This is a genomic window from Devosia ureilytica (genome assembly GCF_024273195.1).
Taxonomy (GTDB): Bacteria; Pseudomonadota; Alphaproteobacteria; order Rhizobiales; family Devosiaceae; genus Devosia; species Devosia ureilytica.
Genome location: NZ_JAMZCU010000001.1, coordinates 17,912 through 42,882 on the forward strand (window position 1 = coordinate 17,912; position 24,971 = coordinate 42,882).

Annotated in this window: 19 protein-coding genes and 1 tRNA gene; 9 read left to right on the forward strand and 11 right to left on the reverse strand. The window is 59.4% G+C overall.

The features are described 5' to 3' along the window. The first annotated feature begins 38 nt into the window (after positions 1 to 38). Entirely contained in the window at positions 39 to 827 is a 789-nt protein-coding gene (locus tag NIM87_RS00110) for a sugar transferase (RefSeq protein ID WP_254672611.1), read from the forward strand. 57 nt (positions 828 to 884) lie between these two features. On the opposite strand, the gene NIM87_RS00115 is transcribed toward NIM87_RS00110, so the two are convergent. From NIM87_RS00115 to NIM87_RS00135, 5 genes are all read right to left on the reverse strand, one after another. Then, positions 885 to 3,011, reverse strand: coding sequence for a GumC family protein (locus tag NIM87_RS00115; RefSeq protein WP_254672612.1), 2,127 nt, complete (start codon positions 3,009 to 3,011; stop codon positions 885 to 887). A gap of 90 nt (positions 3,012 to 3,101) precedes the next feature. Further along, a complete protein-coding gene (locus NIM87_RS00120) occupies positions 3,102 to 3,869 on the reverse strand; it encodes a metallophosphoesterase (protein WP_254672613.1) in 768 nt (255 codons plus the stop codon). 76 nt (positions 3,870 to 3,945) lie between these two features. After that, positions 3,946 to 5,331, reverse strand: a complete 1,386-nt coding sequence (locus NIM87_RS00125) for a LamG domain-containing protein (RefSeq protein WP_254672614.1) — start codon at positions 5,329 to 5,331, stop codon at positions 3,946 to 3,948. After that, positions 5,331 to 5,591: a spike base protein, RCAP_Rcc01079 family gene (locus NIM87_RS00130; RefSeq protein WP_254672615.1), complete on the reverse strand. Its 261-nt coding sequence runs from the start codon at positions 5,589 to 5,591 to the stop codon at positions 5,331 to 5,333. The genes NIM87_RS00125 and NIM87_RS00130 overlap by 1 nt, the downstream gene beginning before the upstream one ends. A 72-nt stretch (positions 5,592 to 5,663) precedes the next feature. Continuing rightward, positions 5,664 to 7,073, reverse strand: coding sequence for an O-antigen ligase family protein (locus NIM87_RS00135; protein ID WP_254672616.1), 1,410 nt, complete (start codon positions 7,071 to 7,073; stop codon positions 5,664 to 5,666). Positions 7,074 to 7,217: 144 nt separating this feature from the next. Here NIM87_RS00135 and NIM87_RS00140 point away from each other — a divergent pair, with 144 nt between their 5' ends. The 4 genes from NIM87_RS00140 to NIM87_RS00155 are packed head-to-tail and all read left to right on the forward strand — an operon-like array spanning position 7,218 to position 12,460. Next, positions 7,218 to 8,441, forward strand: a complete 1,224-nt coding sequence (locus NIM87_RS00140; RefSeq protein ID WP_269467864.1) for a glycosyltransferase family 4 protein — start codon at positions 7,218 to 7,220, stop codon at positions 8,439 to 8,441. After that, entirely contained in the window at positions 8,441 to 9,919 is a 1,479-nt protein-coding gene (locus tag NIM87_RS00145) for an oligosaccharide flippase family protein (RefSeq protein WP_254672618.1), read from the forward strand. The genes NIM87_RS00140 and NIM87_RS00145 overlap by 1 nt, the downstream gene beginning before the upstream one ends. Before the next feature lie 12 nt (positions 9,920 to 9,931). Continuing rightward, entirely contained in the window at positions 9,932 to 11,239 is a 1,308-nt protein-coding gene (locus tag NIM87_RS00150; protein WP_254672619.1) for a polysaccharide pyruvyl transferase family protein, read from the forward strand. 33 nt (positions 11,240 to 11,272) lie between these two features. Beyond that, the gene (locus tag NIM87_RS00155) at positions 11,273 to 12,460 is read left to right on the forward strand and encodes a glycosyltransferase family 4 protein (protein WP_254672620.1); all 1,188 of its coding nucleotides are present in this window, start codon (positions 11,273 to 11,275) and stop codon (positions 12,458 to 12,460) included. Positions 12,461 to 12,490: 30 nt separating this feature from the next. Here NIM87_RS00155 and NIM87_RS00160 read toward each other — a convergent pair whose 3' ends face one another. The 4 genes from NIM87_RS00160 to NIM87_RS00175 form a co-directional block, all read right to left on the reverse strand. Continuing rightward, entirely contained in the window at positions 12,491 to 13,579 is a 1,089-nt protein-coding gene (locus NIM87_RS00160; protein ID WP_254672621.1) for a glycosyltransferase family 4 protein, read from the reverse strand. Between the two features lie 16 nt (positions 13,580 to 13,595). Continuing rightward, positions 13,596 to 14,747 (reverse strand): glycosyltransferase family 4 protein, encoded by a 1,152-nt coding sequence (locus tag NIM87_RS00165; protein WP_254672622.1) that lies wholly within the window; start codon positions 14,745 to 14,747, stop codon positions 13,596 to 13,598. Continuing rightward, complete coding sequence (locus NIM87_RS00170; protein WP_254672623.1) at positions 14,744 to 15,901, reverse strand: glycosyltransferase; 1,158 nt, start codon at positions 15,899 to 15,901, stop codon at positions 14,744 to 14,746. Before NIM87_RS00170 ends, NIM87_RS00165 begins: the two co-directional genes overlap by 4 nt. Before the next feature lie 360 nt (positions 15,902 to 16,261). Continuing rightward, a tRNA-Thr gene (locus tag NIM87_RS00175) sits at positions 16,262 to 16,337 on the reverse strand. Between the two features lie 317 nt (positions 16,338 to 16,654). Between NIM87_RS00175 and cysD the strand changes: the two genes are divergently transcribed. Together cysD and cysN are read left to right on the forward strand one after the other, a co-directional pair. Further along, on the forward strand, positions 16,655 to 17,557 hold the full coding sequence (gene cysD / locus NIM87_RS00180) for a sulfate adenylyltransferase subunit CysD (protein WP_254673287.1): 903 nt from the start codon (positions 16,655 to 16,657) through the stop codon (positions 17,555 to 17,557). Between the two features lie 2 nt (positions 17,558 to 17,559). Continuing rightward, a complete protein-coding gene (gene cysN / locus NIM87_RS00185) occupies positions 17,560 to 19,446 on the forward strand; it encodes a sulfate adenylyltransferase subunit CysN (protein ID WP_254672624.1) in 1,887 nt (628 codons plus the stop codon). 65 nt (positions 19,447 to 19,511) lie between these two features. Here cysN and NIM87_RS00190 read toward each other — a convergent pair whose 3' ends face one another. Together NIM87_RS00190 and NIM87_RS00195 are read right to left on the reverse strand one after the other, a co-directional pair. Beyond that, entirely contained in the window at positions 19,512 to 20,939 is a 1,428-nt protein-coding gene (locus NIM87_RS00190) for a mannose-1-phosphate guanylyltransferase/mannose-6-phosphate isomerase (protein WP_254672625.1), read from the reverse strand. Positions 20,940 to 21,044: 105 nt separating this feature from the next. Next, positions 21,045 to 22,277 carry an ROK family protein gene (locus tag NIM87_RS00195; RefSeq protein ID WP_254672626.1) on the reverse strand — a complete coding sequence of 411 codons (1,233 nt, stop codon included), beginning with the start codon at positions 22,275 to 22,277 and terminating at the stop codon, positions 21,045 to 21,047. 228 nt (positions 22,278 to 22,505) lie between these two features. Between NIM87_RS00195 and xylF the strand changes: the two genes are divergently transcribed. Continuing rightward, the gene (gene xylF / locus NIM87_RS00200) at positions 22,506 to 23,540 is read left to right on the forward strand and encodes a D-xylose ABC transporter substrate-binding protein (protein WP_254672627.1); all 1,035 of its coding nucleotides are present in this window, start codon (positions 22,506 to 22,508) and stop codon (positions 23,538 to 23,540) included. Positions 23,541 to 23,651: 111 nt separating this feature from the next. Beyond that, positions 23,652 to 24,971 (forward strand): sugar ABC transporter permease, encoded by a 1,320-nt coding sequence (locus NIM87_RS00205; protein WP_254672628.1) that lies wholly within the window; start codon positions 23,652 to 23,654, stop codon positions 24,969 to 24,971.

Below are 24,971 nucleotides of genomic sequence, written 5' to 3' on the forward strand. Positions count from 1 at the left end.
TAGGTAACAATTACTGCTGTTCCTGGGGCGGGCATGGCATGAGTGAACTGCTCGACTTTGGCGGCGGGGAAAGTCAGATTGGCTCCGCTGGCTTTCCGAACTCTACAGGTCGGGCCACGGATTGCGCCGAGCCAGGTTGGAGTTCAGTTAGCTGGCACAGCGGGCTCTCGCTTTACTGGGGAGAAGGGCGCCCAGCTTCAATTGGAGCGTTTCATGGCCATCGGCGCGCCATTGCCGTTAAGCGCGTTTTCGATGTGGCCGGCTCTTTCGGTGCGCTGGCCCTTCTGCTCCCGCTTCTCTTGGTCGTTGCTGCACTCATAAAGTTCAGCAGCCCCGGCCCGGTGTTTTTTGTTCAGCAGCGCGAAGGTCTTGGGGGGAAGCTGTTTGGGATACTGAAATTCAGGACCATGGAAAGCCAGATTTGTGATCCCTCCGGGCTTTCCCATACGCTCCCGGGAGATCGCCGCGTGACGGCCTTCGGCCGGTTCCTGCGCAGAACGAGCATTGATGAGCTTCCGCAACTGCTCAATGTTCTGCGCGGCGAGATGTCGTTGGTTGGTCCCAGACCGCATGTGCCGGGCATGCTGGCACTTGGCCGGCCTTTTGATGAGATCGTTCCATACTATCGCCTGCGATACGCCGTACTGCCCGGTATCACGGGTTGGGCGCAGGCAAACGGGCTGCGCGGCTGCATCAGGAACGGCCGGGCCGCCACCGCGCGCGTCGATCACGACCTCGCCTACATCCAGAACTGGAGCCTCTGGCTCGATTGCCGGATTTTGGTCCTGACGCTTTGGCGCGAAATTGTCACCGGTACGGGTGAGTGAGTTCTCAAGGTGAGTTAGGCCGGATCAATCCGACCGTGCGGACCCCATGTTGACCAATCACACGGTCTTTTCCTGATAATAGGACGCGTAGCGGCGATGGTATGGGCTGCTGGTGACTTCCTGCTGGTTGAGCACGGGCACGATGACCTGCTCCCGCTCGTTTTCGCCCTCAATGGACAGGAGCGACTTGCGCACCTCCTGCTGTGCCGTAGAGGCCCATTGAACGACCATGACCACCGCGTCGGCCAATTTGGCCAGGTAGATGCCGTCCACCACCGGGCTGAGCGGTGGCGTATCGAGGATGATAACGTCAAAGGTTCGGCGTGACGCCGACAGCAGGCGACCAAAATTCGGGCTGGTTATGAGTTGGTCGGTTGCTGATCGGCTCCCTGTCGACCCCACCAAAGTGTAGAGATCGGACAGATCATCCTTGAGAATGGCGTCGTCGAGAACCTCGTTGGGCCCGCGTGATTGCAGCAGGCTCACCAGGTTGTCCGACGGCTGGGCGCCCAGTTCGCGGTGAAGCGAAGGGCGGCGTAGATCGCAGTCTATCAGCAGGGTGCTCTGGCCGGCCAGCGCGTAGGAACGGGCGATTGAGAGCGACAGCGTGGTCTTGCCTTCGCCCGGCACGGTCGAGGCCACCATGATGACGGGTGCGAGATCGCTGGGGCGCTCTTTTTGCAGCCTGAGGCCCCGGTCAATATCGGTGCGAATGCGGCGCACGGCTTCAGCGAAGGCGGACAATGGCGCGTCCACGACCAGATCAGCGACGCTCAACTGATTGGGCTGCACCTTGGCGCGTGGCACAACCACTGCGGAACGCGCGCGCGCCAGGGCGGCCAGTTGTTCGTCGGACGTCACGCCGCCGATGAAAAACTCGTAGAGAAAGGCCAGAGCAACGCCAAGCGCGATACCGGCGAGTGCCGCTGTCATAAGCATAAGCCTGGAATTGGGGGCGCTCGGTTCGCTTGGGCGCAGCGCAGGGGAGACGACCCGGCTGTCCGGCAGTTGCAGCGTCGCCTGCGCCTGCAACTGCTGCGAGCGCAGCAGCAATTGGTCATATTGCTGGCGTGACAGCTCGGTCTGCTGCTGCAGATCATAGAGTTCGGTGAGGGTTTTCGGCGGCAGGCCGCTCGACACTATCGCCGTACGCAGGTTTTGGCGCAGACTGTTCTCGGCCACCTGCGTCTGCTGCAATTCAGCCTGAATGCTGGAAATGCCGAGATTGGCTCGTTCGACCAATCGCGCTTCAACGCCAGCCAGGTCCTGGCGAAGGTCGATATCGGAGGCGATTGCGGCTTCATCCTGCAACCGCGCGAGGAGCCCCTGGCGCTCTTCTTCAAGCTCCGCCAAGTCCTGGTCGGCAAGCCGGGATGCCAAGGCGGAATAATCCTGACCGGCGAGCAGGCTTTGCAGCGTCGCGACTTCGGCGGCATGGGCCTGTCGCAAGGTGCCCAACTGGCGCATCTGGACCTGAAGAGTGCTGAGCTCGGGGCTACTGGTCTGCTCGATGATCGATCCCAGATTGGCCTCGATATAGCGATCAAAGGAACCTTCGGACGCGATCACACCCTGCCGGGCGGCACCCAATTGCTCGACGAGCACGTCGCGCGCGTCACTGATGCTCTGAACCTTGGCCGAGAGCTGGGTGTCGATATAGGCCCTGGCCAGCGCGTTGGATATGCGTTCGGCATTGTCGGGACTGACCGAGCTGGCCGAAATGTTGATCAGATAGGTCGAGCGCTGCCGCTGCACCTTCACCATATGGCCAAGGGCACTCAGAGCCTGCTGCAAGGCTTGTTCCGCGGACGGCAAGGCCGGCTTTTGCAGACCAAGCAATGACAGAACGCGCGCGCTGAAACCCAATTGCGGGTGGAGTTCTGGATCGTCCAGCAGGTTTTCGCGTTCGATGACGCTGAGCAGGACATTGTCAGATCGGGCGAGCAGCACTTCGCCCTCCACGCGCGGATCGGCCAGGGAACCCAAGCCATTTTGAGTTCGATCATGCAGCAGGTCTCCGTCCTGCGGATCAAACATCACCAGTGTGGTTGCGGTGTAGATTGGCGTCAGCGTGAAGATATAGATGGAGGCGAGGCCAATGACCGCAAGGAATACCGCAAGAATCAGGCGCGCCTGACGCCGGATGAAGCTGAAAATCGTGCGAAGATCGATCTCGGCGTCCATGTGAAGTTCCTGGAAGTGACGGCTGCGGACAAGATATTGAGCGGCAATTCACGTTCCGGCAAGCAAAGTTCAGATGTCTTCTGCGCCTTTTTAGTCTCTTGAAGAAAAGAGGGTGACGGCGCCAAGTCGATCTATCCGGGCCGCGGTGAGCAGCCCTGTCGCAAAGGCGCCGGTATCGACGCAGATGCGGAAGGGCTCCACGATTGGTTGCGAGGCGGGTGTGTGGCCATGGACGACGAGGCCGAAAGGCTGCGGACCGCCATAGGCAGGCTCTGGCATGCGCAGCCAGACCATGTCTCTGGCGCTTTGCTGGTTGAGGGGCAGGCCTTCGACCAGTCCTGCGTGAACCAGCGTCAGTCCCGGCAGTGCGTAGCAGACCGGCAGGTTTCGCAGCATGGCCAGGTGGTCTTGGCCGATGCCGGCGACCAGTCGCTGGCTGGCCACCTGTGGTCCCGCTTCAAACAGATTGTCCTCGTCCAGCCCATAGGATCGAAGGGTTTCCCAGCCGCCATTGCGAAGCCACGGGTGTTGCCGGTGCGGCGCCTCCAGGAAATCGAGGAACATTTCCTCGTGGTTTCCGGTCAGCAGCAGGCGCTCGAATGGGGCCGACGTCGACAGGTGTTCAAGGACATGGGCCGAATGCGGGCCACGGTCGATCATGTCGCCGAGGCACACCACCAAGGCGGACTGTCCGTGTTCGGCAATATCGGCGGCGATGACCTGTTCGAGTGCCAGCAATTGATGAAGGCAGCCATGGATGTCCCCGATGGCATAGACAAAGCTGGGCCTATCCACTTCGACAATGATCTGTCGTTGCGGATGGGGTGGAGCGTGGCGACCGAACTTGAGCATTGCCATGACCTGTCGCGAGTGAAGACCCACAAGCAGATGCGGCGCTCAAGGGAGGGCCGCATCTGGCTCTATGCTTAGATGGCTAGGCGAAGACCTTGAGATTGTCTATCCGAACCGCAGCAGATGGCCGCTCGGGGGAGTAGAAGCCTACGGCCTGCAGGGTTCCGGCCGGCAAGGGTGTCACGCGTGCTGACCCCGAGAGGGAAAGGGCTGCGCCCGGCGTGAAAGTCAGGTCGCGCCATTTGTTCGCCTCGCGCCCGAAGGCGAAGACCTGCTCGACGGCGTTGGACCAATCCGAGCCGCCGATGCCAGCGACCGCCAGGTCAAAGGTCTGATCGGAGGCGTACCACAGGCCTTCGCTCTTGATGACGAGACGCAGCAGCGAGTCCGTGACGCCCGAGTTCAGCAGGAACTGAATGGTCGAAATATCATCCAGCGAGACACCATCAAGGTCTCCCGACCACCCGACCAGCGGTCCCAATTCACCCGCGCTGCCGCGGCTCATGTAGGTGTGGGCGCCTACCGACGCCACGCCAAAGTGATTGGTGCTGATGTCGTCGGTCAGGACCAGGTCAACGGTGGCAGAGTGCCAGCCGTTGACGCGCGAATTGCCGCTGACATCAAAGCTCCACTCGTAGACGGGATCGGCATCGGGCTTGAAGAAGCGGAACAGCGACGTCAGCTCAGCAAGCGAGAGGGCGCGGTGGTAAATGCCCAGGGCGCCGATCTTGCCGGAAAAGAAATTGTCCATGCCGCCCGTCAGTTTGACTGCACCGACGGTGAAGTCGCAGGCGGCAGCGTTGAGGCCGGACGCAAAGGAATACGGGTTCTTGCTATAGGTGTTGGCGAGCCCGTCCGTGTAGCTCGGGCGCGCGTCAAAGACCGGGCCCAGATAGGAACGAACCAGCGCTCCATCATAGGTGAAGGCCACGAATTGCCACCGGCTGTTATCGATGGCGCGCGTATTGGCCGAATAGTCGCGGCTGAAGGGATAGCCGGGGGTCACATCTCCGGTCTGTGAAACGTGACCGCAGACCTGTTCGTCGCCGCCGTATTCCGCCAGGTCGGTGAAGAGCCCGTATTGGCGGCGGGGATCGCCTGCATCCTCCTGCCAGCAGCCAGCAACAAAGCCGGCGTCGCTGTCATCGCGCTCAACCCAGGCAAAGACCGTGCAGGCACTGTAGCCGGTGCCGCCAAGGTTCAATCGACCGACAGAGGCAGCAGGAACCACCAGAAAATCCGTCGCGCCGTCCAGCACAATGGCCCTGGCTACCGGACCATCCTCCACATCGACAATCGAGACCGACGAGCCGGCCCCTTGTTGGAGCAGGTGATTTCCAAACTTCGACTGGAGTGGATCGCCACCTGTCCAATCCCAATAGGCCTCGAGCCCCGTCACGACGGGCAGCACGGCTCTACCCGCCTTGCGGTGTGCGCCGCACCCAATTCCGAGATGGATGGCGCTCATCAGGCAAGCCCCACCACATCGGTCGCCGATGTCGCCGCCAACACGCGCGAAACTCGGATGGGGAGCAGTGTTCCCGCCGGAACATCGGAGAACGTTACAGTGTCCCCAGCCCGCATGATGACGGACAGATCGCCCGCGCCACCGACGTAGATTGCTCGGGTCACAAAGGCCAGGTCGTTGGCGTCGTGAGGCGTGATGGCTGTTGCCCGGGTGGCCGGTGCGGTCAGGCCGTTCTGAAAGGTGTCGAATTGGTCGCTCATGGCGTGTCCTCTGGTTGCTACCAGCAAGGTACGCGGGCTTGACCAGACGTGGATAACTTGGTCGGCCGGACGTCAGCGTGAGGGCTGGCCCTGGTCCAGGGCCACGCTGGAGTATGCGGTCCGGCGGAATATTTTCCCGCGGGACACCCGGAATTCCAGATCGATCACAGCGTAGGCAATGAGCAGGCTGACGGAGGCCATGAACGCAGGGTTGAAGGAGAGTTCCTCGAAGAGATAGGCCAGCAGGACTACCAGCGCCGTGTACATAAAAAAGCTGGACTTGCGGGATCGGGTCAAAACGTAGGCGACTGACCAAAGAGCGACAAGAGCATAGCCGAGGCCCGCACTGTAGGCGCTGGATAGAAAGCCATTGTGCGGCGTGGATATGCCCCCGGTGATACTGCTGAGCTGAAAATATCTCTCGGTGAAGCCGATCCCGGCTGGATAGTTCAGTGCCAAGTCCAGGCCGCCGACAAGGCTCACCCAACGATCATGAAGATTGTCGCTGAAGTTGGCATCCGCGCTGAACCGTGGCCCCAGCACGAATTCAAGCCCCTCGAAAAGGCCATAGGGCACCAGCAGCGCAAGCGCCAGAATTCCGGTCAGCAGCAGGGCGATGGACCGTTGCAGCAGGTTGCGGGAGATCAGGCGAATATAGAGCAAGGCACCGACCCCGGCCACGGCCACAAGACCAGAACGATTGAGCGTTTGGGTGAAGGTCAGCAGATAGAGTGCCGCGAAGGCGGCGAAAACAGCGAAGCGCTTGTGACGCTCCGCCAGGAAGGCGGCCGCGGCGGCAGCCAGTGCCAAGGCCGGCCCGGCCTCGTTGCCGGCTGACCAAAGGCCCCCGGGCTTGGCGATCCGCGGCAAAAGCGCGACGAACTCGCCCCTTGCAGCCGCGGCCAGTGCCGCCTCTGCGTCAAACGGCATGCTCAGGCCGAACGTTGCCAAGCGCTGCGGCACGAGCACATCGAGAAGCAGGAAGAGGCTGGTGGCTATAAATCCGGCCAGTATGCCTCGACAGAATACTTCAAGCTTGTCCTCCTTGAAGAGCAGATAGGCGAAGAACAGGAAGAACATGGCATAGAGGTAGGTGAAACCGGTCGTGTAGAACTCACCTTCACCTCGCGCAAACCCGAATAGGTAGGTCGCGAGGAACAACAGGGCCATTGGCACGACGTGCATGACGAGGATCCCGACCGAAACGAACCGCAAATAGGCCAATCCGATAATCGGCAGGCCAATAAGTACAATCAGATCGGAGATCCGCAGAAATCGAAGGCCCAGGGAGCTGGTCAGGACATTACACTGAACAAAGAACCCGACCCCAAAAACGAGAAGCGTGAGAATTGTCCTGTCAAAGCGCAGCATCGAAGCTGGATAGCGGCGTATCGCCTGAATGAAGCCCGGTAGTCCATCTGCTGCGTCCGTGATGGCAGGCTCTTGCGATGCACGAGTACCAGTAGACCTGCGTTTGGTCATTTTATGTACTTTCGCCGTCTTTCAGTTTTCGGCCAATACCGTATTCATCAATGACATAATTTGTGATGGAATAGGAAATTCTGTCGAATGACCGCATCAATCAGGAACGGTTGGCGACTAAAGTGACATGGGGCCTTGTCGCGGATGAGAATACTTCACTTAAGCAGCCTCTATCCACCCCACATCGTGGGCGGATGCGAGCGTTCGGTGGAGCATCTCGCAGAGGAGCAGGTTGCCATGGGGCACACCGTGGGCTCGGCCTCCATTGAGCGCCAAGCGGAACCCAGGGTTGAGCGCAACGGCGTCAGCGTCTACCGGTTGGATCACCACAATGATTTCTGGCTTGAGGATTGGCCGCAGCACAACGCGCAGCAGCGGCGCATGCAAAAGCTCAAGCAGCAGTGGAATTTTGAAATCGAGCGGCAGTTTGAGAAGGTCCTGGACGAGTTCAGGCCCGACATCCTCAACTCGCATTCGCTTGTTGATGTGACGACGCTGGTGTGGCGCGCTGCGCATCGGCGCGGCATCCCGGTCGTCCACACGCTCTGTGATTACGACCTCATGTGTGGCAACGCCGCCATGTTCAGAAACGGCGCCCCTTGCGATCACATTCATCTGGGCTGCCGGCTCGTCAATTTTTCCAAAAAATTCACGCAACGGTATGTCGATGCGGTGGCGAGTGTGGGGACTGATATTCTCAGCATCCATGTGTCCCATGGGCTCTTTCAGCACATCCCGGAACAGTTGCGTCGCGTGATTTTCTATTCGTCGACCGTACCGGGCGGCGACCCGGTTGAGCGCCGCAGAATGGATCGCAGCGGACGCCCGATGACCTTCGGTTACATCGGACGGATCAACACTGAGAAGGGCGTCGGCACCATGATCGACGCGTTCAAAATGATTGGACCCGGCAACTGGCGGTGCCTTATCGCGGGCAAGGCGATGGATGACTCGGTTGAGCGGTTCACGGCACAGGCCGGCGATCTCCCGATTGAATTCATTGGCTGGGCAACGCCCAAGAATTTTTTCGAGCAGATCGACGTGCTGATTTGCCCTTCATATTGGGCGGAACCTTCTCCGCGTGCGATCTACGAGGCCTATCAGATGGGCGTTCCGGTGATCGGCGCCGCCTCGGGTGGCATTCCCGAGCTGATCGGCGACCAGGAGTGGCTGTTCAAGCCGGGAAGTGCGTCGCAACTGGCGGACCGCATTCGCGGCGTGCTTGGAAAGTCCCGTGCGGAACTGCCGACGGAGGCTGAATTCGGCGGTATTATTGAGCGGTCCAGCTCTCGGCACGTGGGCGAGAATTACCTTCGGCTCTATGACGATGTACTTGACCGCAAACGTTCGGGCAGTCAGGCGCATTGATGCACACTGACCCGGACACCTCCCGCGGCGGACTGCTGAACTTGGTGCGGCACGGTGTGTTCTGGTCGATTGTCCAGAGCTGGGGCGGCAAGATTGCGACGTTTTTGCTGTCCGTATTCCTCGCACGGCTCTTGAGCCCCGAGGAATTTGGCATCGCCTCGAGCGCACTGCTCATTTTGCTACTGGTCCCGATGTTTGCCGAGTTGGGGTTCGGCGATGCCATCATGCAGCGGCGGCGCTTGCAGGCGGCCGACCTCAATCTTCCGTTCTATGTGTCGATCAGCGCCATTCTGGTGCTCTTTGCCATTGTCGTTCTCATGTCAGGGCAGATCAGTGCCTGGCTCGGAGTGCCCGGCTTTTCCCTCTACATCGTCGTCATTTCGGCAACCATGCTGATCACCGTGCCGACGGTGTTTCAGGAGGCGGTTTACAAGCGCAATATGAGGTTCCGTTTTCTCGCCATACGGACGTTCATCACGCATATCCTGGGTGGCCTCCTGGCTGTCGCCTGCGCGGCAAACGGATTTGGGGTCTGGAGTTTTGTCGTTCAGGCCTATGTCGTCGCCGCCATCAGCTTCATCTGGCTCTGGCGAAAACCACAATGGATACCGGGAACGTCTATAGATTTACCGGCATTTTTTCAAATGTTCCGGTTTGGATCTTCGATCCTTGGTCAAAGACTGCTGGATTTCATCGGCAATAGATTTGTCGATCTGATGATCATTAGCCAGCTTGGACTTACAGTGTACGGAATCTACGCCGTTGGATCTCGGTTCTACGTAACAATGATGCAAATGGTGCAGGGTGCACTATACGATGTCTCGCTGACTGTCCTGTCATCGATTGCGACGGACCGCAGCCGGATCGCTGAAGTCTATCTTAAGACAGTTTCCTCCGCTGCGACCTACATCTCGCCGGTTTTCATCCTGATCGCATCCATCGCGCCGGAGATTTGTAGTGTTCTTTTTGGCGAACGCTGGGAGGGAGTAAACAATGTTGCAGCACCGTTATTACTGCTCGGTTCGGTACAATGCGTTCAATACATGAATGGTGCTTTTCTTTCGGCGCGCGGCAGGCCTGATATCACGCTGCTTGCTGTGTTGGCGAAGTCGGTATCGCCGCTGATATTGCTGCTGCTGGTGCCGTCAGAGAACGTCTCTGACATGGTCACGCTCTTTGTCATCGGCCAATTGATCGCTGCGCCTGTCTCCTTTTATCTCGTTTTCCGAGAACTTGGCCTTAAATTTTCACGTATTCTGCGAGTTTTGGGACCAGCAATCATCAATGGAATTGTTTGTTTTACTCTAGTGTCTCTTGCGCGACCATACTTTGATCCATTAGGTCTGCATGATTTCTGGAAAGGTATTTTTATTGGCGCAATCTACACTTTAATTTGGCTGACTTGTCTGGCGATTATGGATCGCGCGCGGCTGATTTCCGCAGTCGATGTTCTGCTTGTCTCCTCACGCAATCCCTGAAGGAATCGCGGTTTGAAGCGCCTATTGAAAGCGATATTGCCAGCCGCCCTGACCGAATTTGCGCGCTCCGCCCGCGCGTCCGCCCGTCGGAAGCAATTTCTCAAAGAGTGGACCAGCGCTCGAAAGGCCTGTGTCCGTCGCGAGCCTTCAACACCCTCGCAATATCTGCTCATATTTCCCAGCGATCCGTGGACGATTTCCGGAGCACTGGGTGACGATGCCATGATCAGCGCGGCGGTCCAGCACTTCGCCGAGCGCTCAGCATCGGTATCAACGAGCATGTTCTGCCGACCGGGGCTGGCGGAAGGAGTCGTGAAAAGCTGCGGTTTCCATCCGGTGATTATCCCCGAGCGTGACTCCTTCGTCGGCAGCCTGCAGAGAATATTGAGTGAGACCCGGGCAGATGAACTGATCCTGCTGGGGGCCGACATTATGGACGGATACTACGATCCTGCGGGCGTTGCCGACATGCTCGTAACGGCCGATGTTGCGGCTCGATGCGGCGTCCGAACGAGTTTTCTGGGGTTCAGTTTTAACGAGTATCCCGTCCCGGAGCTTGCGGCATTTTACAACCGTGTAAGTCCAGAGGTGCGGTTCAATTTGCGGGACGAGATTTCACTGCAGCGTTTCCAGCAGTTCACTTCGGCCAAGGCAAATCTCGTCGCTGATGCCGCGTTCATGCTCCGCCCGGGACTTGTCGATGTCCAGGTGAAAGCCTGGATAGACAAGCAGCGCGCGCAGGGTCGCGTCATCATTGGTTTTAACGTGCATCCGATGCTGATCAAAGACGCGTCCGTCGAACAGATGGACCAGATCATCCGGCGCTGTGTTGAAGCCATTCAGGGCGCATCACGCGGTCGAGACGTGGCCTTCCTGCTACTGCCGCATGACTATCGCAATGCGCTGGGAGATGCAGCGTGTCTGCGCCCAATCCATGAAAGCCTCAGCCACGATGCCGGCGTGCATGTCTATTATTTGGAGGGAAAGCACCGCGCTGCTGATATCAAGGCTTTGGCAGGGCAGGTGGATGGCATGATCACCGGCCGGATGCATCTCGCGATTGCGGCGCTCGGCATGTCGGTGCCGACGCTTTGTCTCACGTATCAGGACAAGTTTGGGGGCCTGATCCGGCACTTTGGTCTACCAGGCGATCTGCTGCTGTCTCCGTCGGTATTTGATGACGATGAGGCGCTGGAAACAGCAGTGGTCCATTTCGTCGATAAGTTGCCCATGCTCCGGCAGTTGGTTGCGGCTCACAAGGCGGAGGTCATGCGATTGGCGTCAGGCAATTTTGATCTCGGTGTTCATGAGACAGCGTAGCGACATTGGGTTCCGTGATGCGGGGGGCGTGTCGTGAAGATCGCCATACTCTCCTCATTCCCGGTGTTTCCAACCAATGAGGGTGCGCGTAGCCGAATACTCAACCTTGCGCGCGCCGTTAAATCCCTCGGGCACGAAATTTGGTTTGTCTATCTGCCGACTTGGTCACGCGCGGAAATTGATTACGCTTCCCATGAGCAGGCATTCGGACGCGACCACTTTCTGTCACTGAAGGGCAAGGTTGATCGGGGATATGTACCGGCAGCGTTTCGGTTGAAACGAAAAGTCCAGAGAATGCTCGGCGCCGACGCCGGCAACTACAATCACCTTGATGAGTTCTACTGCCCCGAGTGGCCGGGCGAATTGCGCACACTACAGGATCGGCATCGGTTCGACGCAGTAATCGTCGAATACGTACTGCATTCCAAGTGCTTCACTGCTTTTCCAGACAAAGTGATGAAAATACTCGATGCTCATGACACATTCGTCGACAGGCACAAGGCCTTCAAGAATGCGGTCAACCCGTTGGGTTACTGGTACTCGATTCCGAACGCTCAGCAGGTTATCGGCTTTAGGCGGGCGGACGTTGTCCTGGCTATCCAGGAGGAAGAGGCCCGAAGTTTTGCTCAAAGTTTGGGCCAGGGGCAGCCAGAGGTCGTTACTGTCGGGCATCTGGTCGATATGCACGCGATGGAAGGATACGCTTCGCCAGAGGTGGTGTTTTTGGGCTCGGGAAACGACGCCAATGTTGATGCGGTCAATCATTTCCTCACGCGCATATACCCCCTGGTCCGCGAGCAGTCCCCGAGCTTCCGGCTGGCTCTGGCCGGTGGCATTTGCGACCATGTGGAGGATCACTTGGGGCTCAGAAAACTGGGCCCGTTCAACAGTATTCTCGACGTCCTCAGGCAGGCTCCAATAGCCATCAATCCAATGCTAGTGGGGACTGGACTCGCGATTAAGCTGCTGGAGGCAATGGCCGCGGGCGCCCCTGCAATCAGCACCCAAACTGGTGCACGCGGCCTGCCTGAGGCCTATCGGCAGGGGGTCTGGGTGCTGGAGGATGACGATGATGCCGGCTTCGCCAATGCCGTTCTCGAACTGTCCGCAAGCCAATTCGACCGGCGCCGGCTTGGACGGGCCGGCCACCTTGCCGCGGCGCGATGGAACCAAGATCAAATTATACAGCTAGAGAGAGTGTTGGCAGAGCGCAGCGTTTAGACGGTGCCTCGGCCATCATCGTAGCACTTGCTATTCTTGATGGAGCAAAGCTGCATATGCAGTTGCGGCCTTGCCCCAGGAGAACTTCTTGCGGTTTTTATAGCCCTTTTGAGTGAGATCGTCAGCGAGCCCAGCTTCGTCAAACAGGCGGTGCAATGCAGAAGCCAATGAGCCAATGTCCGTAGGGTTGAACCTCAAGGCGCCATCCCCGGCAATTTCGGGCGTCGCGGAGATATCCGCACAGAGGACCGGACAACCGAACTCCTGCGCCTCGAGCACCGGCAGGCAGAAACCCTCATAGATCGAAGGTATGCAAAGGCAGGCAGCATGCCTGTATAGTGTCGCGATCTGTTGGTCACTGATGTCCGACATGCGGATGACCTTGCCGCGGAGGGCTTCTGGCAAGACGTTGAGCATGACTTCGGCTTCGTCCTTGCCGACATGCACGATCCTCAGCGCCGGCTGTGTGGGAGCTATCTCGGCAAACGCTCGTGCCAGCGTTGCAAAATTCTTGTTGGGCGTCGCATTTCCCACGGCGAGGACATATGGGCCCTCCACCAGAGGCGCTTCGGCGAGATCGACGGCGATGGCAGACAAAGTGCTGTCCGAGTGAATGGTCAGGCTTTTCGCCTTGGCCGATGGATAGAACCGGCAAAGATCGTTTCGGGTGGCTTCAGAGACGCAGATCAGCTTGTTAGATCCGCCAATCATCAGGCGAAAGATAAAGTCACTGGTGAGCGCGGCGCGCCGGCCGATCTGGTGCGGAATTGTCTTGAAATAGAGGTCGTGAACAATTGCAAGGCGCCTGCTTCCGCCCGTTGGACTGCCAAAGGGGTCCATGTTGAGGACGGTGTCGATGCCGAGCCTCCGGCACAGAAGCGGCATCATCACTGCTTGCCAGAGCACATCGAGGAATACGAAGCGCGGGCGTGGCGTTTCCATCACGTCGAGGCGGATGTTCCGCAGGCTCTCGGGAAGTTGCGACTGTGTCCAGGGCGAACGCAAAATGTAGTGGTGCGGCGTCTGTTCAAGGAGGCGCGCCAGGAGGCTAAAGGCAACCCGGGCAACGCCCGATTGATGGCCCCCAAATTGACTCGGCATGTTGATGAGAATGCGCATGATCCAACTCAGAAACTCAAACCAGTTCGGCCAGGAGCGCTGCAAAAGCCTCTTGGGTTGCCCCTTGGGAGAAGCGTGCGGCTGTGTCGGCCCGCCCCGCAGCTTGCAGGCGCTGAGCCATATCTGGGTCATTCATCAGGCGGGTGATCGCTGCGGCAAGGGCAGGGGCATCGCCAGGCGGCACGAGCAGCCCGGTCTCTCCGTCACGGATAATCTCGGTCACGCCGCCACTCGCGGTCGCAACCACGGGCCGCCCGGCCAGCATGCCCTCGACCACAACGCGGCCAAATGGTTCCGCTGCGATAGATGTATGGACGACGATGTCACACATGGACATTAGTGCGGGCACATCGTCGCGGAATCCAAGAAATCGGACGCGTTCCTGCAGTCCAAGTTGCTCCGCAATGGCGTGGATATTGGCCTCGTAGCGCTCCTCTCCAAACAGCGGGGCACCGACGACAATGGCCTGGACGCGCGGCAGCTCCTCAAGTGCATGAAGGAGCACGTGCTGGCCCTTCCACTCACATAGCCTTGCGAAGACGCCAATCACCGGCCTTGAGGGATCGAGCCCCAACGCTTCAAGCCGGGCGCCAATCTCGATCGGGCTCAGATCTGGGGGCGATGAAACATCGAAGCCATTATAGATCAGGCGAACCTTTTCCTTTTGTCCGCCGGCAGCGACCAGCGCTTTGCGGGTTTCCTGCGAGTTTACGGCAATGCGTCGGGCGAACAGTCGCGCGAAGATCAGAGCTGCTCGTCTATTGATCGAACTGAATGCCGCGTCGGTTATGATGTCGTGCAGAAGCCAGATCAGGGGGCGACGCGCCAATATTGCGGCGAGGGCGCACACAAAGAGGGCTTTTTGAGAGTTCGCGCAGAGCACGTCAAATCCTCGCGCGTGCTTGCTCAGCCGCCACGCGGCCACCATCACATCACCAGTTGCGGCTATCAGTCCCCCGAGCGACGCGCCGCGGCGTACGGAAAGCATCCTGCTGCCAGCCTCCAGCACGATGGGCGGCCGGCCACGTCGGGACAACGCCTCCACCGCTGCACCGCCACTCAGAAAACCGGCCTGCCAATCCCTTGGGCCGGCGGAAATCAGGTCAACGAGGAAGAGTTCTGCGCCGCCACTCTCGCCGCTATGGCTCACGATGAGCGCCGACGTCACGATTGGGTCGCGTCCGGTCTGGCCGTGGCGGACTGCATCGCTGCCTCAAAGATCGCCAGCGCTTTGCCTGAGGTCGCAACGTAACCCATGTTGCTGAGAACATGCATCCGCCCGGCCTCCGCTAACCTCGCGGCCAATGATCGGTCCTCAATGAGTTTCCGGATTTTTTCGGCCAACGAGATCGAATCATTTGGTGGTGCCAATAGAGCCGTGTGCCCGTCGATTGCCACATCGGTCACACCAGTTGGGAGGTTGCTGGCCACGACCGGGGCACCGCAAAGCATGGCTTCCATCTGCGAAATTCCGAAGGCTTCGGTGATTTCGGTCGACGGGAATACAAAAACGTCCAGCGCCGCCAGGAGCCGGATTTTTTCCCGATGATCGACATGGCCCAGGAAATGAACCCGATCCGAGATGCCCAGCTGCCGTGCCAGGCTCTCTGTTGATTGGCGACATGGACCGTCGCCGCCAATAAGGGCGTGAACGCCAGGCAGTTCTGCCAGCGCTTTCATCAGCACAGTGAGACCTTTGTAGCGGACATGACGGCCGACGAAGCCAACCAGAGGGGCATCGCCACACAGTGACTGCCGCCACACCAAAACCTCTTCGCGTAGTGCGGGCGAGACCTCATAGTTCTCTTCCGCCACGGCCAAGGGGACTATTTCATAGGCTGCATCAGCCGGAAGATCGTTGGAGCTGTGGAGGTTCTTTTGTGACGAGACGATTGTCACCCTGGCCGCCCTGATCAAGTGGCGGATGAACGGCAGACTTACGGCGCGCGCCAGACGGCGCCCAATTATGTCCATGTGATGGGTCACGATGATCGGTGCCTTGCGGGCGAACAGCCGCAGGAACAGCAGTAGCGTGGTCGCAAACGGATTTGGAGAGTGCACCTGGATGAGATCGTATGCGTTCAGATCTATCCCAGAGAATAGGTTCATGCTGATCGGCTGGCCCTTGTAGTGGAAATGGGCGTGACGTCGACGGACTGTTACGCCGCCTATTTTCCTCTCAGAGTGCCCCTGTTCATGGTTGAACGCCAGGACAGTAACGTCGTGAAACCGGGCGACGTACTCAGCAATTTGTCTCGTATTTTCCTCGATACCACCGCAGAACGGGTAGTAGTATTTCCCGATGATCAGAATTCTGGCCATTACTTACCCCGTGACACTGAACGCAGTGTGGCGTCTGTGTGCTGCTTGCGATGTGAAGGTTCTTATGTGCCATCCATCTTTGATTGCAGATGTCTTGGCATATAGAAATATCACGTCAGGACGCTTGTGCAGACGAAGTCACAGCTTGGGGCTTGCTGGAGTTTTGATCTTCTATTTTATACGGAAATGTACTGATCGACTGATGTTTCGGTCAAGATGCTCGGTTGAAGTACTTTTCTTGCGGCTACTTATTGGGAACGGACGGCAAAATCGGTGTTTGCGGCGTCGCAGGTGTAATTCGCCATAATCCGCAAGGCAGGTTGCGAACCATCGTGAAGAATTGGAGTATTGGGAGGTTCGTGGTGCCGGCAGCAGGGTTCGAACCCGCGACCCCCTGATTACAAATCAGGTGCTCTACCAACTGAGCTATACCGGCGTCGGGGTGCCGTTTATCACCAAGTGTGCGTTGCGCACAACTGCCAAAACATGTTGACAGGCCAACTAGCGGCGCTTCCAGGCGAGTGAACTTTTTTTCTGCGGATCGCAGGCTCTGCGCGTCGTGCTGTGCGGCGCATCGCGTGGTCTGGGTGGGCTTTCGTCTGCGCTGCCGGGTTGGTGCACAAATTTGCCTCAAGGCCTTGTAACTCCCGCATTTCCGGCAGTTTCTGTCTTGATGGTGTGGGGCGGGGGGAGGTACGAAGCAGTGTCGCCGCACTGACTTTCTGACACTAAAATCGAGATGGACTCTTGGACCTGAACCGACTGACGCATTTGCAGGCCCTCGAGGCCGAAAGCATTGAGATCTTGCGCGAAGTTGCCGCCAGCTTCGAACGGCCGGTGATGATGTATTCCATCGGCAAGGATTCGAGCGTGCTGCTGCATCTGGCGCGCAAGGCCTTTTATCCAAGCAAAATTCCGTTTCCGCTGCTGCATGTCGATACGACGTTCAAGTTTGCCGAAATGATAGCGTTCCGTGACAAGACCGCCGAGGAATATGGGTTTGATCTGATCACCCATACAAATCAGGATGGCGTGCGGGACGGGATCAATCCATTTGACCATGGCTCGTCGCGCTACACCGATATTATGAAGACCGCAGCCCTGCGCCAGGCTCTGACCGCCGGCCAGTATGATGCTGCCATTGGCGGTGCGCGGCGCGACGAAGAAAAGTCGCGCGCCAAGGAGCGGGTATTTTCACACCGCAATGCCAGCCATGCCTGGGATCCCAAGAACCAAAGGCCGGAACTTTGGCGGACGTTCAACACGCGGCTTAATCCGGGTGAGAGCATGCGGGTGTTCCCGATCTCCAACTGGACCGAGCTTGACGTGTGGACCTACATCTATTCCGAGCAGATCCCGATTGTTCCGCTGTATTTCGCGCGGCCCCGGCCGGTGGTTGAACGTTCCGGCACATTGATCATGGTGGACGACGAGCGCCTGCCGCTCAATCCGGGCGAGACGCCCCGCGAGGAAGTGGTGCGATTCCGCACTCTCGGCTGCTATCCGCTGACGGGTGCCATCCGCTCCGATGCCGCCGATCTGCCTTCGATCATCATGGAAATGCAAGCCAGCCGCACATCGGAGCGCGAAGGCCGGCTGATCGATAGCGACAGCGTCGGATCGATGGAAAAGAAGAAGCAGGAAGGGTATTTCTGAGCATGTCCGCGGTTCCTGCCACTGCCAATAACGATCTCGATCTCTGGCTTGCCCAGCAGACGGAAAAATCGCTGCTGCGCTTTCTCACCTGCGGGAGCGTTGACGACGGGAAATCGACGCTGATCGGACGGCTGCTTTATGACAGCCAGCTTATCCTTGACGACCAGTTGGCGAGCCTCAAGAAGGAAAGCCACAACCGCACTGTGGGCGATGAAGGCATCGACTTCTCGCTGCTGGTGGATGGCCTGGTGGCTGAGCGCGAACAGGGCATAACCATCGACGTTGCCTATCGTTTTTTCTCGACGGACAAGCGCAAGTTCATCGTGGCGGACACGCCGGGCCATGAGCAATATACCCGCAATATGGCGACTGGTGCGTCCAACGCCGAATTGGCGCTGGTGCTCATAGATGCCCGCAAGGGCGTGCTCACCCAGACGCGCCGCCACAGCTTCATTCTGTCGCTGATCGGGGTGAAGCATGTGGTTTTGGTGGTGAACAAAATCGACCTGGTTGACTACGATCAGGAGGTGTTCGACCGGATCGTTGCAGACTATCGTGCATTTGCCGCGCCGCTGGGTTTCAAGACCTTGGCAGCGGTGCCGGTTTCGGCCCTGCGCGGCGACAATATCCTGCGCCCGAGCGAGAACACCCCTTGGTATGACGGCGATGCGCTGGTGCCATATCTTGAGACCGTCGATGTTGCCGAGGACCGTACGGTCCAGAAATTCCGCTTTCCGGTACAATGGGTTAACCGGCCCAACCTCGATTTTCGGGGGTTCTCGGGTACGGTTGCATCTGGTGCGGTGAAGGTGGGCGACGAGGTGCTGATTGCTTCCTCGCGCAAGCCGGCGGTCATCAGCCGCATCGTGACGATGGATGGCGATCTGGATCGTGCCATTGCCGGGCAGGCGGTGACGCTGGTGTTGGACCGGGAAGTGGATATTTCCCGGGGCGACGTGCTGACCCATCCGGGTGAGACACCGGATTATTCCACCCAGGTACAGGCCAGGATTGTCTGGATGAACGAGGAACCGGCCTATCCGGGACGTTCCTATCTGCTCAAGATCGGCGCGCAGACGGTGCCGGCGACGATCACCGATCTCAAGTTCCGCACCAATGTGAATACGCTGGAACAGACAGCTGCTACCAAGATAGACCTCAATGAGGTTGCGACGGTGACCCTGGCGACGGACAAGCCCATCGCGTTCGACCCCTATGCGGTCAACGCCCTCACGGGCGGGTTTATCCTCGTGGATCGCATTTCCAATGCGACGCTTGGGGCAGGGACCATCGATTTCGGGCTGCGGCGGGCGCAAAACCTGACCTATCAGTCCTTTGACGTGAACCGGACCGTTCGGGCGCAGATGAAGGGGCAGACGCCCCGCATCCTGTGGTTCACCGGCCTGTCCGGCTCGGGTAAATCGTCAGTGGCCAATATTCTGGAAAAGCGCCTCACCGCAGAGGGTAAGCACGCCTACATTCTGGACGGCGACAACGTGCGCCATGGGCTCAACAAGGACCTTGGTTTCACCGAGGCGGCGCGCGTCGAGAACATTCGTCGTGTCGCTGAAGTTGCCCGATTGATGGCGGATGCGGGGTTGATCGTTCTGGTCTCGTTCATCTCGCCGTTCGAGAAGGAGCGTCGCCTGGCCCGCGAGATTGCCGGGGATATCGACTTTACCGAAATCTATGTCGATACGCCCATCGAGGTGTGCGAAGCGCGTGACCCCAAGGGGCTTTACAAGCGGGCGCGGGCTGGTGAGATCAAGAACTTCACCGGCATTGACTCGCCGTTCGAACCGCCGACGAACCCGGAGCTGGTGCTGCACGGTGCCGAGGCTGAACCCCTTGCACTGGCCGACCAGTTGCATGGCTTCCTGAAACTCTAGGTCAAAATCGCAATGAGGGGCGCCACTGGGCGCCCTTCAAGTTTGAACATATTGGTTGACGCCACTCAGGCGCGACCGAATTCGTCTTCTATGCGAATGATGTCGTCTTCGCCCAGGTAGGATCCGGTCTGGACCTCGATCAGTTCGAGTTCGATCTTTCCGGGATTGGCCAGGCGGTGCACGCAGCCAAGCGGCAAATAAATCGATTCGTTTTCGGACAGGACGGAAATGGACCCGTCGACGGTGACTTCAGCGGTCCCGCGAACGACGATCCAATGCTCGGCGCGATGGTGGTGCTTTTGCAGGCTGAGCTTCTTGCCCGGCTTCACAAAGAGGCGCTTGACCTGAAAACGGTCGCCACTGAGCACCGAGGTATAGCCACCCCAAGGACGATACGCGGTCCGGTGGACTTCTGTGAGGCTGGCGGTTTGCGGGTCGGCGCGCAGCCGCTTGACCATGTCGCCCACTTTCTGGGCGGCGGACAGTTTGCCGACATATACCGCGTCATTGGTGGCAATGATCGCCAGGTCATCAACGCCGTCCACGGCGACATGGGCGTGGTCGGAGATCACCAGAGAATTGGAGATGTTGCCGAGGGTCACCGGGCCTCGGGCCACATTGCCTGAAATGTCGTGGTCTGCGCTTTTCCAAACGGCGTCCCAGCTACCCAGGTCTGACCAGGCGAAATCGACGGCGACCACCGCGGCCTTGGCCGTTTTTTCAAAGATGGCGTAGTCGACCGAGATATTAGGCGCGGTGGCAAAAGCGGTTTCGTCCAGTCGCACGAAGTCCAGATCGACGCGGGAGTTGAGCACCGCATTGTGCGCAGCTCGCCACGTGTCAGGCGAGAGCGCCTCGCATTCTGTCAGAAAGGTCGATGCCCCCAGCATGAACATGCCGGAGTTCCAGAAATAGCCGCCCTCTGCGAGCATTCCTGCTGCGCGCTCGATGTTCGGTTTCTCGACAAAGCGCTCGACGGGCCGGGCGCCTTCGCCAATGCGGGCGTCGCTTTTGATGTAGCCGAAGCCGGTTTCCGGCAAAGTGGGTTGGATGCCGAAGGTCACCAATTGGCCGCTGAGCGCAGCTTCGGCGGCCTGGTCGACCGCCGCCCAATATCCGCTTGAGGTGTCAACGTCGTGGTCTGACGGGAGGACGTGCAGGACAGCGTCTGGGCCAAAAAGCGACTGTGCCTGGGTCGCTGCCGCAGCAATCGCGACGGCAGTGTTGCGCGCAACTGGCTCAAGCATGATGCAGGCGAGCGGCAGATCGATTTCTGCGGCCTGTTCAGCGACGATGAAGCGATAGTCCGAGTTGGTGATGACAATCGGCGCGGTGTAGCGGGTTGCATCGCCTACACGTTGCAGCGTTTTCTGGAACAGGCTGGTTGTTCCCGTGAGCGGCAGGAACTGCTTGGGGCGAGCAGACCGGGACATGGGCCAGAGGCGGGTGCCCTGACCTCCGGCCAGCACCACGGGTACAACAAGTTTACTCACGTTCGGTTGCCCCCGTAGTATCGCTGTGGGTTTCAGTTTCCCGAAACGGCCTTCGTGACGTCACAAGTATAGAATCGGTGGCACGAGGGCCACTTGTGGCTGCCTTTATATGGAAACATTGGATGCCAGGGCGGCGATATCGGTTTCATCGACCGATGACAGTGTCTTCATGAGCAGACCTCGAAAGATCGGCTCTTTTTCATCGAGGTGCGCAGAAATAAGTGGGATGCCGTTGATGCTGCATACCAGGGAGGTGGCCAGTGCCGCCTCGATCTCGCCGCGCATCAGTGGGAGCGCCCGGGCGCCCGGGCCGACCAGAAGGATATGGGAAGGATCAAACATCGCCAGCATCCGGCTCAAACCGAAGCCGATGGCGCGGCCGGCCAGGTTGAAGCCGTGCGTGGCCGCCCGGTCGCCCGCTTCGGCGCGCTGCACAAGGGATTCGTATTGTTGTGCGGGAACGGCGGGGGCAGGGTGCGTTGTCTCGGGCACGGAGTAGCTGGTGCGCAGAACCCCATAATCCGCCGCATAGGCCTCAATGCAGCCGCGCATGCCGCAACGGCACAGCGCTCCATTGGGCGCGTGATTCATGTGGCCGAATTCGGTGGCGCCACCTTCGCCGCGCCCGGTGATCTGGCCACGCAAGCTCAGCCCCATCGCCACGGTCGAACCGATGAACACGGTGGCAACGCTGGCATCGTGCAGATTGGGATCGAGCCAACGGGTGCCCTCGGCCAACAGGCGGCCGCGCTTGTGCAGCGTAACCTGCAGGCCCGACTGCTGCGCAAGGTCGGTGACAAAGGATGCGCCCGCGAGATGGGCAATCGGTGACCATTTCACCCCGCAGCCCTCGCGGTCGAGAATCCCCTGGACGGAAATAGCAATGCGGCGGAGCGCCTGGGTGGCCTTGGGCGTGCGCCGGCGTAGGTTGTCGAGGTGGTCGTTGAAAAACGCCGTGGGCGTCGTCTCCTGGAAGGTTGTGGGCGTGACGCTGGTCTCGATGCGGTCCACCAGGACGCCGGAATAGTCGACCAGCGAGGCGCGCAGCCGGTTTACGTCCAGCTCGAAGAGCGCGACATAGGCGGCCGCCCGTCTGAATCCGACAAGGGTGGCGGGGCGCCCCCGCATGCGGCCGTCAGGGCGGCCGGAACTTGTGAGTTCTTCCACAACGCGCTGGGTGAGGAGATCCTGCATGATGGCGGTGATACTGGCGTGGCTCAGGCCGGTGACGCCAGCCAGCGCGGTGCGTGACTGCGGTCCACCTGACCGCAGAGCAGCCAGGATCAACCCGCGATTTAGCCGCCGAACGCTATCACTGTCGCTGACGTTACGCGTCAAGCAATCATCTCCCCGACCCCGATGACCAAATCACCACTCAATCGGCTGTACCGCAACCGATGAATATCTTCGAGGCTCGAAATTGACGTTGACACGACGCTCGGCGACATGCGAGTGGTTTTTTCGAGCAATAAAAATAATGCTCAAAGGCGCAGGGAGGCGGCGCCTGGTTGGGGTTATGCCGCCAACTTGCATTGCGGGCAGCGTGCTGCCCATTGGGAGGACAACATGAACAAATTCGCAGCAGTCCTGCTTGCGTCGACAGTTCTTTGCGGAACGGCGATTGCACAGGATCAGGTCGTGGTCGGCGTTTCCTGGAACAACTTCCAGGAAGAACGCTGGAAAACCGACGAAGCCGCCATCAAGGCAGTACTCGAGGCTGCCGGTGCGCAGTACATTTCGGCTGACGCGCAGTCGTCTGCCTCCAAGCAGCTCACCGATATCGAAAGCCTGATCAGCCAGGGTGCCGATGCCATCATCGTTCTGGCGCAGGATAGCGAAGCTGTCGGCCCGGCCGTTGCCGCCGCAGTTGCCGAGGGTATCCCGGTGGTTGGCTATGACCGCCTGATCGAGAATCCCGATGCCTTCTACCTGACCTTCGACAACAAGGAAGTTGGCCGCCTGCAGGCTGCCGGTGTTGCCGCAGTGCAGCCCGAAGGCAACTATGTCTTCATCAAGGGCAATTCGGCCGATCCCAACGCCGACTTCCTGTTTGAAGGCCAGATGGAAGTTCTCCAGGCAGGCATCGATGCCGGGACCATCAAGAATGTCGGCGAAGCCTATACGGAAAACTGGAACCCCGAAGTCGCCCAGGCGAACATGGAACAGTTCCTGACCGCCAACAACAACGAAGTCGACGCTGTCGTTGCTTCCAATGACGGCACTGCTGGTGGCGCCATTGCTGCGCTCGCCGCCCAGGGTCTTGCTGGTGCGGTGCCGGTGTCGGGGCAGGATGGCGATCACGCCGCCCTCAACCGTATCGCGCTCGGCACCCAGACCGTTTCGGTTTGGAAGGATGCACGCGAGCTTGGCAAGAAGGCTGCTGAAGTGGCCCTCGAGCTGGCTGGTGGCACCGCTCTTGACGCGGTGACCGGCGTGGTTCCGTTTGCTGGTGGACCAAAGGGCGTTGAAATGAACGCCTTCTTTATCGCTCCTGTTGCCGTGACCAAGGATAACCTCAACGTCGTCATCGACGCCGGTTGGGTCTCCAAGGACGTGGTCTGCCAGGGCGTTGCGGCTGGCTCGGTTGCTGCGTGTAACTGAGGTCGTCCTGACATAGACTGGTGAAGAGGTGCCGCGGCGTTCGCGCTGCGGCACTTCCGTAACCGGATTGCGCCTCGGCCCGCCGGAGCGCCGCTTCCTAGGGGGAACTTGATGGCCGAACAGCGCGCCATGTCCAGCACCACGCATCCAAGCCAGATGGTGCAAAATCCGCTTCAACGATTTCTGATGGCAACCGAGATCGATACCCGTCTTCTGGGTATGGTCGGGGCCCTGGCCATCATCTGGATCGGCTTCAATTTCTTCTCGGGCGGTCTTTTCCTGACCCCGCGAAACCTTTGGAATCTGTCGGTGCAGACGGCGTCTGTCGCCGTGATGGTCACGGGCATGGTGCTGGTGATCGTCACCCGCAATATCGATTTGTCCGTCGGGTCCATCCTGGGCGTTGTCGGCATGGTGATGGGCGTCATGCAGACGCAGATCCTGCCGGTGCAGCTCGGTCTGGGCCTTGGTCATCCGCTGATCTGGGTGCTCTCGCTGGCCAGCGGTCTGGTCATTGGCGTGGGGATTGGTGGCCTTCAGGGCGCGATTATCGCCTACCTGCGCGTGCCGGCCTTCATCGTCACGCTCGGCGGTTATCTGGTGTGGCGCGGCGCCGCCTGGTGGGTGACGGCCGGACGCACCGTCGCGCCGATGGATTCCACGTTCCAGTTGATGGGCGGCGGACCCACGGGTGCCATTGGCAACTTCTGGAGCTGGGTCGTCGGCGGCCTTGCCTGCGCGGCCATCGTCATCGGGCTTTATTTTGGCCGGCGTCAGCGTCAGCGTTTCAACTTTCCGCAGCGCCCGGTGTGGGCCGAAGTCTCGCTGGCGATCATCGGCTGCGGCGCGGCCATTGCCGCGGTCTGGGTGGCCAATGCCTACCCGTGGCCCGTCCGCATTGCCGAGAATTTTGCCAATGCCAATGGCATTGCGGTGCCCGAGGGCGGGCTGTTTATCTCGCACGGCATCGCTATTCCGGTGCTGATTGCGGTGGGCGTTGGCGTCGTCATGACGTTCCTTGCCACCCGCACCCGCTTTGGTCGCTATGTCTATGCCATGGGCGGCAATCCCGAGGCGGCCGAACTAGCGGGCATAAATACGCGCTGGGTGACGGTCAAGATTTTCATGCTGATGGGCGCGCTTTGCGCCATTGCAGCGGCCATTTCGACCGCGCGCCTCAATGCGGCAACCAATGCCCTGGGCACGCTTGACGAGCTCTATGTCATTGCGGCGGCCGTCATCGGCGGCACGTCCTTGGCTGGCGGTGTCGGCTCGATAGCCGGAGCCCTTCTGGGCGCGCTGGTCATGCAGTCATTGCAATCGGGCATGGTGCTCATGGGCATCGACAGCCCACTCCAGTCCATTGTGGTTGGTATCGTTCTGGTTTTCGCGGTGTGGCTCGACACGCTCTACCGCCGGAACAAGCATTAG

Coding starts and splice junctions, on each gene's coding strand:
- NIM87_RS00130 (WP_254672615.1), bottom strand. CDS start 5,591: ATGAGCGACCAATTCGACACCTTTCAGAACGGCCTGACCGCACCGGCC.
- cysN (WP_254672624.1), top strand. CDS start 17,560: ATGTCCGCGGTTCCTGCCACTGCCAATAACGATCTCGATCTCTGGCTT.
- NIM87_RS00205 (WP_254672628.1), top strand. CDS start 23,652: ATGGCCGAACAGCGCGCCATGTCCAGCACCACGCATCCAAGCCAGATG.
- NIM87_RS00135 (WP_254672616.1), bottom strand. CDS start 7,073: ATGACCAAACGCAGGTCTACTGGTACTCGTGCATCGCAAGAGCCTGCC.
- NIM87_RS00160 (WP_254672621.1), bottom strand. CDS start 13,579: ATGCGCATTCTCATCAACATGCCGAGTCAATTTGGGGGCCATCAATCG.
- NIM87_RS00145 (WP_254672618.1), top strand. CDS start 8,441: ATGCACACTGACCCGGACACCTCCCGCGGCGGACTGCTGAACTTGGTG.
- NIM87_RS00110 (WP_254672611.1), top strand. CDS start 39: ATGAGTGAACTGCTCGACTTTGGCGGCGGGGAAAGTCAGATTGGCTCC.
- NIM87_RS00120 (WP_254672613.1), bottom strand. CDS start 3,869: ATGGCAATGCTCAAGTTCGGTCGCCACGCTCCACCCCATCCGCAACGA.
- NIM87_RS00140 (WP_269467864.1), top strand. CDS start 7,218: ATGAGAATACTTCACTTAAGCAGCCTCTATCCACCCCACATCGTGGGC.
- NIM87_RS00125 (WP_254672614.1), bottom strand. CDS start 5,331: ATGAGCGCCATCCATCTCGGAATTGGGTGCGGCGCACACCGCAAGGCG.
- NIM87_RS00115 (WP_254672612.1), bottom strand. CDS start 3,011: ATGGACGCCGAGATCGATCTTCGCACGATTTTCAGCTTCATCCGGCGT.
- NIM87_RS00170 (WP_254672623.1), bottom strand. CDS start 15,901: ATGGCCAGAATTCTGATCATCGGGAAATACTACTACCCGTTCTGCGGT.
- xylF (WP_254672627.1), top strand. CDS start 22,506: ATGAACAAATTCGCAGCAGTCCTGCTTGCGTCGACAGTTCTTTGCGGA.